The organism is Flavonifractor sp. An4 (assembly GCF_002161755.1).
Lineage (GTDB): Bacteria > Bacillota > Clostridia > Oscillospirales > Oscillospiraceae > Flavonifractor > Flavonifractor avicola.
The window spans coordinates 1-10,854 of sequence record NZ_NFIL01000057.1; the positions used below are offsets into that span (position 1 = coordinate 1).

Sequence of the window (10,854 nt, forward strand, 5' to 3'; positions counted from 1 at the left end):
GAAAAGTCTGCAAATAAAAAATCAATAGGAAAATGAGAAAAATTTGCAGGCACAGGAGAAGGCGAAAAAAGGGTATGAGAAAAGAACCGCCGCGCAAGCGCCGGTCAAATTGAAAGAGAATAAAAGTGGTCAATCAGCGTTTTCCAGAGAAGCCAAATGCTCCTTTACCCGGCCGTAGTAGATGCGCAGAAACTTGTTGGCCCCGGCTGTCATATAGACCAGGTACGGCTTGCCTTCTGAGCGTTTCTTGTCCATGAAGCGGTACACCGGGTCGTCTTCCGGTTGTGTTTTCAGCAGGCAGTCCATAACCAAGAACAGGGCGCGGCGTAGCTCCGGCGGCCCGCTTTTGGAAGTGTGGTTGCTTTTGGCCTCGTGGGCGCCGGACTGGTCAGCGCCCGGGTCAACACCGGCAAAGGCGGTAATGGCTCCCCGGTGTGTGAACCTGGTCACATCCCCAATCTCCGCCATGAGTTGGGGGCCGAGAGAATCGCCTACGCCGCGCATAGCCATAACAACGGGATATTCCGGGAGCTGGGCGGCCAGAGTACGCATTTCAGCCTTGAGCTGCTCCAGAGATTTGGAAACGGCGTTCAGCGCGTCAATGGCCTGTCGGATCATGGTTTTGGTCAAGGCGTCTTTTGGGAGCATGGCGATGAGATCCTGGGCGTCCGTGTAGATCTCCACGGCCCGGCTCTGGCTGAAGTTGTAGCCGTGGCGTTTACACCACTTGCGGTAGCGCTCGGAAAAGGCAGTGAGGCTCATAGCCCGCACACAGTCCACGTGCCAAAAGGCCATGGCAAAGTCCACCCATTTCTGGCTGCCATCCTCTCGGACAGGGCTGTCAAACAGGGCGTTAACACCGGGATAGGTCTGATCCAGGAGGGCGATGAGGTTGTTTTTCATCATCGTCTTGGTTTTGGAGTACAGACCTTGCTGCCGGTTCAGCGTTTTCAGCTGCATACGAATCGTGTCCATGGGTGTATGTTGGCGCAATTCCACCCAGTTGTCAAGCCCATAGCGGGCAATCTTCCTGGCGTCTGCCTTGTCTGTTTTCACTTTTCGCAGGGTGTTGTTTCCGTAGTCTTTAATGAGCTTAGGATTGACCGCGCTAACAAAGATGCCCTCCTCATGGAGAAAGCGGGCCACCGGCTCATAGTAGCGCCCGGTGTGCTCCATGACTACCCGCGTCTCACCGTCCAGGCTTTTCAAGTAGTCTGCCAGCTCCTTGAGTTCACTGCCGGTGTGACCAACAGAAAACGGCTTTGCCACCACTTCCCCAAAGGGACGGAGAACAGACACCGTGCTCTTTCCCTTGGAAACATCGATCCCTGCCACATTGTTCATGTACAACGCTCCTCGTCATGGATTTGTCTTTGGCGACCAGCCATTTCATCATTGCCGATCCAATCTATTTGATGACACGGGCGCACCAATGTGGCCAACAACCTGCATAAATCGAACGCTGCGAATGAGAGGCTGGCTGACGGACTTTTCTGCGGACGCTTTGGTCCTTGGAGGTGAGCATCAGGCCAAGACGCTCTCATTCTAACAGCTTTGGCAACGATGCGGAAAAAAACACGGCTGGCTGCCGTGCCTTGAACCGTAAATATATTGTAATAGGAGGTTACTGTTATGAAACACACGGTATTGCCTGCCCTGCTGCTGGCCCTTGCCCTGTGCGGCTGCGCGGCACAGACACCGCCCCCTGCATCCCCCTCTCCGGCGGCGGAGCCGCGCCCCCTGACCCAGGAGGAGATTGACCGGGTCAACGAGGCCTTCTCACCCCTGGTGGAGCAAGACGGCGTGACCTACGTTGCCCCGGTGAGCTGCTTCTTTACCTGTTATTATGACGATGTGAAAAATCTGGACTTTGCTGACTTTTTGTACTACTTCCCCGGCGACGGCACATTGAGCGCCGAAGATGAGGCGGAGTCCGATGCCCTGAAAGCCCTGCCCGGCTACCCCTGGGGGAATTCGCCGGGTTCCGTGCCCACCCACCGCATCCTCCGCGCTTCGGTGGACCAGGCCCTGGAGCGCTACGCCGGCATCACCTCCGCCGATCTGGACACCTCCGGCGTGCCCTATCTGGAGGAATACGACGCCTGGTATACCTTCACCAGCGATTTTGGCCCCGGCTGTTTCGTGTGCGCCGGAGGCCAGGTGGACGAGGCTGCCGGAACCGCTCTGCTGTGGACTGACGAGGGGGAGGACGGCTCCCGTATTGAACTGGCCCTGGGAAAGGACGGGGAGAACTGGCACATCCGGTCCCACCGGAATACTGCCTCCGACAAGCTGCTGGAGCTGCTGGCCGGGCTGGAGGGGGAGAATATCGGCTCTGTGAGCTGGTATGGACCCAACGATCCCCTGGAGGCGGAGCAGCTGGCCGACCTTATCCGGGCCGCGGCGGCCCACCCGGTGGACCATCCTGATCTCACCCTCAATGGCTCGGACACCGACATCATATGGACCCTGGATTGCTACCTGGCCCCAAAGGATCAGGGAGCCTACTCCGAGGATGATGCGCTCCATCTCCAGGTGGGGCTGGAGGAAAACGTGGTGGAGATCTTCGGCGGGAGCAATTTGCCCCGGAGCAAGGTCCACCTGGAGGATGAGTCCCTCTACCAGCTCATTCGCACCAGCTGTGATACCCCGGACGACATCGACCAGGAGGCCTACGCCGCCTGCCGGGAACTGACCGACGCCTACTACGATGCCCGACTGGCGCAGGTGGGCGGCGAAGGCGGCTTCGTGAGCTGGGAGCTGACCTGCTTCCGGGAGGAGGACCAGGCTTCTGCTCTGGATGCCAAGGCCTACACCATCGGTGCGGCCTTCCGCACCGATCCGCCCGAGCGGGCTCCCCAACTGCTGGCCGGGGGCGCCTATGTGGACAGCCAGTTGCGGGTCCACGGCCTGGACTGGCAGGCCACCTATCTGGTGACCATCGGCGGCCAGCCCACCGGAGTGCTCCGGCTGGGAGAGCCGACGGACGACGGCCCCCTGAGCCACTTTGACAGCGTGGAGGCTCTCCGGGCCGCCCTGTGGACGCCGGGAGAGGAATTGTAAACATTTCTTGAACCCCCTTGCAATTTTTCATACGAAGGATTATGATAGCGTTAGCACTCTGGATAATTGAGTGCTAACGCTATGTTTTTAAAAACACTTTCATATACAGGAGGCATTCATCGTGGAAAAGAAAGAATTTCAGGCGGAATCCAAGCGACTGCTGGACCTGATGATCAACTCCATCTATACCCACAAGGAGATCTTCCTGCGGGAGATCATCTCCAACGCCAGCGACGCCATGGACAAGCTGGCCTATAAGGCCCTCACCGACGACAAGGTGGGCCTGGACCGGTCAGAGCTGAAGATTACCCTCACCCCCGACCAGATCGCCCGTACCCTCACCATCAGCGACAACGGCATCGGTATGACCAAGGAGGAGCTGGAGCAGAACCTGGGCACCATCGCCCGCAGCGGCTCCCTCCAGTTTAAGCAGGAGATGGCCAAGCAGGAGAAGGCCGAGGGGGATACCACCGACATCATCGGTCAGTTCGGCGTGGGCTTCTATTCCGCCTTCATGGTGGCCGACCATGTTACCGTTACCAGCAAGGCCTACGGCGCCGGCCAGGCCTGGAAGTGGGAGTCTGACGGTACCGACGGCTACACCATCGAGCCCTGCGAGAAGGACAAGGTGGGTACCGACATCGTGCTCCACATCAAGGCCAACACCGACGACGACCACTACGACGAGTATCTGGAGCAGTACCGCATCGCCGATCTGGTGAAGAAGTACTCCGACTATATCCACTACCCCATCGTCATGCTCATGCACAAGTCCCGCCAGAAGCCTCGCCCGGAGGACGCCGGCGACGACTACAAGCCCGAGTGGGAGGACTATGATGAGTGGGAGACCCTCAACTCCATGGTGCCCTTGTGGCAGCGGCCCAAGAGCGAGGTCAAGCCCGAGGAATACAACCAGTTCTACAAGGAGAAGTACGGCGACTGGGAGGACCCCCTGAGCGTGATCCACGTCTCCGCCGAGGGTACCGTGGAGTACAAGGCTATGCTCTACATCCCCTCTCACGCCCCCTATGACTTCTACACCCGGGAATATGAGAAGGGCCTGCAGCTCTACTCCTCCGGCGTGCTCATCATGGACAAGTGCGCCGACCTGCTGCCCGAGCACTTCCGCTTCGTCAAGGGCGTGGTGGACTCCCAGGACTTCTCCCTGAACATTTCCCGCGAGATGCTCCAGCACACCCGCCAGCTGAAGGTCATTGCCAACAACCTGGAGAAGAAGATCAAGGCCGAGCTGCTCCGCCTCCAGAAGGAGGACCGGGAGAAGTACGAGACCTTCTGGAAGGCCTTCGGTCCCCAGATCAAGATGGGTGTGGTGGCCGACTACGGCGTCCACAAGGACCTGCTCAGCGACCTGCTGCTGTTCTGGTCCTCCAGGGAGGGCAAGCTGACCACCCTGGCCGAGTACAAGGAGCGGATGCCCGAGGACCAGCAGTACGTCTACTTTGCCTGCGGCGAGGATACCGCCAAGCTGGACAAGCTGCCCCAGGCCGAGCGCATCCGGGACAAGGGCTACGAGATCCTCTACCTCACCGCCGAGGCCGACCAGTTCGTGATCAACGTGCTGGGCGCGGTGGACGGCAAGGCCTTCAAGTCGGTGGACGACGACGACGCCCTGCCTGAGACCGACGAGGAGAAGGCCGCCCTGGAGCAGAAGGCGGAGGAGAACAAGCCGGTGCTGGACTTCCTGAAGGAGACCCTGGGGGGCGACATCCACGAAGCCCGCCTGTCCAAGATCCTGAAGAGCGGCGCCGTGTGCCTCACCACCGACGGCCCCATCACTCTGGAGATGGAGAAGTACTTCCAGCGGATGGACCCGGACAACGCCGACAACATGAAGGCCCAGCGGGTGCTGGAGCTCAACCCCGATTCGGACGCCTTTGCTGCCCTGAAGCGGGCGGTGGCCGAGGACAAGGACCTGGCCGCCAAGTACGCCCAGCTGCTGTATGCCCAGGCCCAGCTCATCGCCGGTCTGCCTCTGGCCGACCCCGCGGGCTACACCGAGCTGGTGTGCTCCCTGATGAAGTAATGAATCACAAAAGGCCCCGCTGCCGTTGGCAGCGGGGCCTTTTTGCATGGAATTGTAAACTTAGGGAGTAACTACGATCAGAATGCCGGGAATACCGCCGGCAACGCTGGCGCCCATCATAACAAAGTAGGTGCCGTTGGTGTAAATCAGGGTGGTGCCGCCGTCGTCATTGACGAAGCTGTCCATGTACCGGAAGCCGCTGGCCACCAGGGCGGCGGCATAGCGCTCGGCGAAGTCCTCGCCGTGACCGGCGTTCTTGATGCTGGTGTAGGAGTAGAAGAAGCCGCCGGAGTTGTCGGAGGGATCATAGGTGCTGTTCGTGGCGTAGGTGCCCATCACCAGACCGAAGTCAGGCACGCCGGCGAACCGGGAGTAGGACTGGTAACCGGAGCTGGCGGGCTTCTTCACGGTGACGGTGCAGGAAGCGCTCTTGCCGTTGGGGGTGGAGGCGGTGATGGTAACGGTACCGGGGGCCACGGCGGTGACGGTGCCGCTCCACACGGTGGCCACAGCGGTGTTGGAGGAGGTCCAGGTGATGTTCTTGTTGACGGCGTCGGCGGGCTGGACGGTGGCGGTGAGGGTGCCGGTCTTGCCCACGTCCAGGGTCATGGTAGTCTGGTTCAGGGTGACAGAGGAGACGGCCACGGGGGCGGCGGTAACGGTGACGGTGCAGGAGCCGCTGACGCCGTTGTCGGCCACGGCGGTGATGGTGGCGGTGCCCGCCTTATGGGCGGTGACGGTGCCGTTGCTGACGCTGGCCACGCTGGCGTCGGAGGAACTCCAGGTCAGGGACTTGACGGTGGCGTTGGAGGGGGCCATCTGCACGGAGATGGCGCCGGTCTTGCCGGCCTCCAGGCTCAGGCCGGTGAGGGTCAGGCCGGTCAGGTTCACATAGGTGAGGGAGATGTTCTGCCGCAGGGCGGGGTTGGCCATGCGGGAGACGATGGCGGCCACGGAGGAGCGGGTGATGGTGGTCTCAGGCTGGAAGGTGCCCTTGGAGTCGCTGCCGGTGAGGATGCCAGCCCGGTAGAGCAGGTAGATGTCGTTGTAGTTGTCGGAACCGGCGGCCACGTCGGGGATCATGCCGTCGTCCACGGTGTTCTTGGCCTCCAGGGCCTCGGCGGGCAGGGCACGGGCCAGGATGGCGGCAAACTGACGGCGGGTGGCCACGGCGTTGTAGTCGGTGAACTGGCCCTGGGAGATGATGCCGTTCTTCACGGCGTAGTCCACATAGACCTGGTACCAGGGATCACCCTGGACAAAGTTGGCGGCGCCGGTGTTGTAAATGCTGTGGAGACGGCAGGCCAGGGCAATGGTGGAGCCCACGGTGATGTTGCCGTCGGGGGAGAAGGCGGTGCCGCTGGTGCCCTTCATCAGGTCCATCTCATAGGCGGTCTTGACGTTGCTGGTGTACCAGGTGTCGGCGGGCACGTCGGTAAAAGTGCCGGTGGTGTAGGTGTTGACGGACTTGAAGTTGGACAGGCCGTCGTCGGCGGCCAGGGCGCCGGTGGTCAGCAGGGACACCGACAGGCCCAGAGCCAGGAACAGGGACAGAATGCGTTTTTTCATGGGAGAGAGCTCCTTTCAGTGAACGATAAACTTCATATCACAGACTTTTGATGATGGAATTGGCCGTGCTCAGGATGTTGTTCCACTGCTTGAGAACATAGGTGAATTGGTTCTGCCCCCGGATGATATCCATGTCAGTGCCGTTCTGGGAGATCTGTTCGTACATGGTAATGGTGGAATCCACATCGTCCAGCAGGGTGGTGGCAAGCTTTTTGACACTGGACCAGTAGGAGTTGTCGCCGCAGGCGGCGATGATATCGCTTACGGTGGTTCGGAAATCCTTCATGGCCACGTTGGCGGGAATGAAGTGGATGATGGCCGACATGATGACATCAGGGTCAAGAGGATTACTGGCGGCCTCATTGCCGGCGGCGGTCACCGCATTTTTGGCGACCTCCAGAGCGGCCATACCGTTGGTGAAGTAGTCGCTCATGGTTTTGCCGATCTCCATGGCCTCCTCCTTCTCCGGGTCCACCTTGGGCTCGGGCTCGGGGGTCTCGGGCTCCACCAGGCCGGGCACGGCCTTGTCGCCGGAGTAGCTGACAAACTCAATGGAGGCGGCCTGGGTCAGGGCGGTGGGGTCCACATCAAAGGTCATCTCCACCGCAAAGTCCTGATTGTTGCCCACGCTCTTGGAGCTGTAGTCGGTGGCCAGCAGCTTGCCGCCGGCGTCATACAGATTGATGCGGACGTAGAAGTACTGGGAGCCGCTGCCCACGCTGCCCTGAGCGGTGGCCTCCAGACGGGCCTTGCCGAACTGAAGCTTGCCGCTGGTGAAGGTGAAGTCATTCACCAGGAAGTTGGTGACCGTGCTGCCGGAGTGGTAGACAATGGTCATGGGACCGTAGTTGTGGTTCAGCTCAGGTACGGAGAAGTCCAGCTTGGTGGAGGCTTTAACGGTCACCCGGCAGTAGTCGTACCGGCCGTTTTCGGAGGTGGCGGTGATCCGGGCGGAGCCGGGCGCCACAGCGGTGACCTTGCCGCTGGAGTTGACGGTGGCCACGCTGGTGTCGGAGGACTCCCACTCCACGCTGTCGTCGGTGGCGTTGGCGGGATACACCGAGGCGCTGAGGTACTCGCTGTCCCCAACTTCCAGCGTCAGGCTGCTGGGGTCCACGGTGACGCTGGAGACCTTGATCTCAGGGGTGACGGTGACCTTGCAGGTGGCGGTCTTTCCGTTGTAGGTGGTGACGGTGATGGTGGCGGTGCCCTCCCGCTTGGCGGTGACGGTGCCGCCGCTGCTGACGGTGGCCACGCTGGTGTTGGAGGAGGACCAGGTGACGCTGTCATTGGTGGCGTCGCTGGGCTTCACCGTGGCGGTCAGGCGGCCGGTGGTGCCCTCCGCCAGACTCATGGTGGACTTGTTGAGGGAGACGCCGGTGACCTCCACGGGGGCGGGGGTGACGGTGACCTTGCAGGTGGCCTTGACCCCGTTGGCGGTGGTGGCGGTGATGGTGGCGGAACCCTTCTTCACGGCGGTGACCTTGCCGTTGTCCACAGTAGCCACGCTGGTGTTGGAGGACTTCCAGGTCACGTTGGTGACGGTGGCGTCAGCGGGGGAGGGGGTAACGGTAAGGGTGGAGGTCTTGCCCTCCTCCAGCGTCAGGCTGGTCTGGTTCATGGTCAGCTTGGTGGCGGGAACCACCTTCATGGTAACGGACTGCCGCAGCTGGGGCATGGCCATGCGGGAGACGATGGCGGCCACCGACGAGCGGGTGATGGTGGACTCGGGGACGAAGGTGCCCTTGGAGTCGCTGCCGGTGAGAATGCCCGCCCGGTAGAGGAGATAGATGTCGTCATAGTTGGCGGAACCGGCGGCCAGATCGGGAATGGTGCCGTCCTCCACCGTGTTTTTCTCCTCCAGAGCCTCCTCAGGCAGGGCCTTGGCCAGAATGGCGGCAAACTGCCGGCGGGTGGCCACCGCGTCATAGTTGGTAAACTGGCCCTGGGTAATGATGCCGTTTTTGAGGGCATAGTCCACATAGACCTGATACCAGGGGTTGCCCTGGATGAAGTTGGCGCCGCCGGTCTCATAGATGCTGTGGAGCCGGCAGGCCAGGGCAATGGCGGAGCCCACGGTAATGTTGCCGTCGGGGGAGAAGGCAACGGAGCTGGTGCCCTTCATCAGACCCAGCTCATAGGCGGTCTTGACGTTTTCCGTGTACCAGGTGCTGGCAGGCACATCGGTAAAAGTACCGGCGGTGTAGGCGGCGCTCTTCTGGAAGTTGGACAGACCCTTGCCTGCGGCCAGAGCAGTGGGACAGAGGGTCATCACCAGCCCCAGGGTCAGCGCCAGGGACAAGATGCGTTTTTTCATACAATCTCTTCCTCCTCTTCAGGGTGCGCTCAGGCCAAACAGGGCGGGGCGCCTCCTCGCCCTGCCCTGCTGGACCTTCTTTCCAATCACAACTATATACTCTTTTTTAAGGTAAAACAATTTGCTGGCTGCATAGTGTTTGTGGAAAGATATCCAGGGAGAAACAGAAAAAACCGCGCAAAGCAGTGGGTTTTTCTGCATTTTGCGCGGCTTGTATGAATTCAATTTTGGAAGATGTTCCGGCTGCTCAGAACTGGGAGAGGGCCTTCCACAGCTTCTTCTGATTGGGCAGCATCTGCCGGGGTGTGGTGCGCCTGGCATAGCGGCTGGCGATCTCCCGCTGCTTGTCGGGGGGGAGGAAGGGCAGCAGGGCCATGGCCCGCCCTTCAAAGGCAGACAGGGAAAAGGCCACGGTGTTGTCTTTGGGGACGGGATAGAAGAGCATCAGCTCCAGGGCCTGGACCGCCAGACGGCAGGCCTCCTCCGCCGGACAGGTCTCCAGCACGGCGGTCAGGGTGGTCAGGCGCTCTGTCATGGCGGCGTCAAACTCCTCCACCGCATAGGACACCCGGGGGTTGCCCTGGGCCCGGAAGAAATTGCCCATGACCTCGCCCACACTGGAGGCCTTGCTCTTCTTCAGCTTCTCGATGAAATCCCGGTAGCAGACCTCCAGGTCCTCCAGAGCCTGGGGGGCGGATACGGGGGTGTGTTCTTCCATGGGGATCCCTCCTTTTTTCCACATTATAGTCGCTGCCGGTGCAAAAAACAAGGTCCCGGCCATAGCCGGGACCTTGTTTCGTGCTTGGAAGGTTCAGCCCTGAGCAGCTACGAAGTCGCGGAACATCTGCTCGGCCTGATCGGCGTTCTCACCGATGAAGAAGAACACATAGCCGTCCTTGATCACGGTGCGGGCGTCCTGAACCTTGGGCAGGTGCTGGGACAGGTACCAGGAGAAGGTGTCCTCCTGGCTCTGACGGTAGGCCTCCAGGGCATCGGTGACCACCTTCTCATCGGCGTTCTCAGCCAGCTTGCCGATGATGACGGTGTCGGGGCTGGTGATCATGGGGAAGAAGGCCACGATCTGCTCAAACTGGTCCACGGGGATCTTGTAGGCATCGGAGAGCATATCCTCATAGGTGCGGGAGCCGAACATCTCGCTGTTCTCCATGATGGAGTAGGCCAGCTTGACCATGGGGTCGTTGTTGGGGGTGGTGATGTCCACGGCGCCAAAGCTCTCAGCGGTGGGGTCGGCCCAGGTGACGGTGAAGCCGTCCAGCAGGGCCAGTACGCTGGCCGGCACATAGGTTACGCCGGCGGTGACTTCAGCCTGGGCCTTCACCTGTTCATCATTCACCAGAATGGTGTTGTCGGCGAAGTGGACGGTGATCCGGTCCTGGCCGAAGGTAAACCAGGCCTCATTGCCCTCCTGGTCCCAGAACGCGTTGCCGTGGTCGGACTCGGCCACCAGGCGCAGGGGCAGCATGGAGTCGGAAGCGGCGGGGAGAGCGGCGGTGTCCAGCTTCTCTCCGTTCAAGGTGATGGCGGTGGAGTAGCCCACCTGGGCGGAAATGAGCACGGGGGTCTCCACAGCCAGGGCCGGGAGGGTCATGGAGCCGGCCAGAGTCAGGGCCAGCGCGGCGGCGCCGAATTTTTTCATCGGTAAGGTCCTCCTTGCAAGTTTGTTGTCACAAGGATAGACGGGACTTTTTCAAAAAGGTTCCCCAGAAGAGGAAAAATTTTATGGGGCTGTTGCAAAATGTGCAGCTCGTACAAAGACCCGTCATTCCGAGAAAAACGGCCGCCCACCGGGCGGCCGTTTTTCGTGGGAATCCGTCCCTTTTGCCGGGGAAACGGATTGCCA

The 10,854-nt window shown here is 60.7% G+C and carries 7 protein-coding genes; 2 read left to right on the plus strand and 5 right to left on the minus strand.

Going from position 1 to position 10,854, the window contains the following annotated elements; genetic code table 11:
- Positions 1-129: 129 nt before the first annotated feature.
- Positions 130-1,344: an IS110 family transposase gene (locus B5F94_RS14815; protein ID WP_087331234.1), complete on the minus strand. Its 1,215-nt coding sequence runs from the start codon at positions 1,342-1,344 to the stop codon at positions 130-132.
- A gap of 288 nt (positions 1,345-1,632) precedes the next feature.
- On the opposite strand from B5F94_RS14815, the gene B5F94_RS14820 reads away from it, so the two are divergent.
- Positions 1,633-3,063, plus strand: a complete 1,431-nt coding sequence (locus tag B5F94_RS14820) for a hypothetical protein (RefSeq protein WP_087331236.1) — start codon at positions 1,633-1,635, stop codon at positions 3,061-3,063.
- Positions 3,064-3,184: 121 nt separating this feature from the next.
- Entirely contained in the window at positions 3,185-5,107 is a 1,923-nt protein-coding gene (gene htpG, locus B5F94_RS14825) for a molecular chaperone HtpG (RefSeq protein ID WP_087331238.1), read from the plus strand.
- Positions 5,108-5,167: 60 nt separating this feature from the next.
- On the opposite strand, the gene B5F94_RS14830 is transcribed toward htpG, so the two are convergent.
- The 4 genes from B5F94_RS14830 to B5F94_RS14845 all read right to left on the minus strand — a co-directional run bounded on the left by B5F94_RS14830 (position 5,168) and on the right by B5F94_RS14845 (position 10,650).
- Entirely contained in the window at positions 5,168-6,676 is a 1,509-nt protein-coding gene (locus B5F94_RS14830) for an Ig-like domain-containing protein (protein WP_087331240.1), read from the minus strand.
- A 37-nt stretch (positions 6,677-6,713) separates the two neighbouring features.
- Positions 6,714-8,993, minus strand: coding sequence for an Ig-like domain-containing protein (locus B5F94_RS14835; RefSeq protein WP_087331242.1), 2,280 nt, complete (start codon positions 8,991-8,993; stop codon positions 6,714-6,716).
- A 247-nt stretch (positions 8,994-9,240) separates the two neighbouring features.
- The gene (locus B5F94_RS14840) at positions 9,241-9,711 is read right to left on the minus strand and encodes a hypothetical protein (RefSeq protein ID WP_087331244.1); all 471 of its coding nucleotides are present in this window, start codon (positions 9,709-9,711) and stop codon (positions 9,241-9,243) included.
- Positions 9,712-9,804: 93 nt separating this feature from the next.
- Positions 9,805-10,650 (minus strand): DUF4358 domain-containing protein, encoded by an 846-nt coding sequence (locus B5F94_RS14845; protein WP_087331246.1) that lies wholly within the window; start codon positions 10,648-10,650, stop codon positions 9,805-9,807.
- Positions 10,651-10,854 lie beyond the last annotated feature (204 nt).

What these genes read in the sequence shown, in the direction of transcription:
- B5F94_RS14820 (WP_087331236.1), top strand. Translation starts at nt 1,633, where the DNA reads ATGAAACACACGGTATTGCCTGCCCTGCTGCTGGCCCTTGCCCTGTGC.
- B5F94_RS14835 (WP_087331242.1), bottom strand. Translation starts at nt 8,993, where the DNA reads ATGAAAAAACGCATCTTGTCCCTGGCGCTGACCCTGGGGCTGGTGATG.
- B5F94_RS14840 (WP_087331244.1), bottom strand. Translation starts at nt 9,711, where the DNA reads ATGGAAGAACACACCCCCGTATCCGCCCCCCAGGCTCTGGAGGACCTG.
- B5F94_RS14830 (WP_087331240.1), bottom strand. Translation starts at nt 6,676, where the DNA reads ATGAAAAAACGCATTCTGTCCCTGTTCCTGGCTCTGGGCCTGTCGGTG.
- B5F94_RS14815 (WP_087331234.1), bottom strand. Translation starts at nt 1,344, where the DNA reads ATGAACAATGTGGCAGGGATCGATGTTTCCAAGGGAAAGAGCACGGTG.
- B5F94_RS14845 (WP_087331246.1), bottom strand. Translation starts at nt 10,650, where the DNA reads ATGAAAAAATTCGGCGCCGCCGCGCTGGCCCTGACTCTGGCCGGCTCC.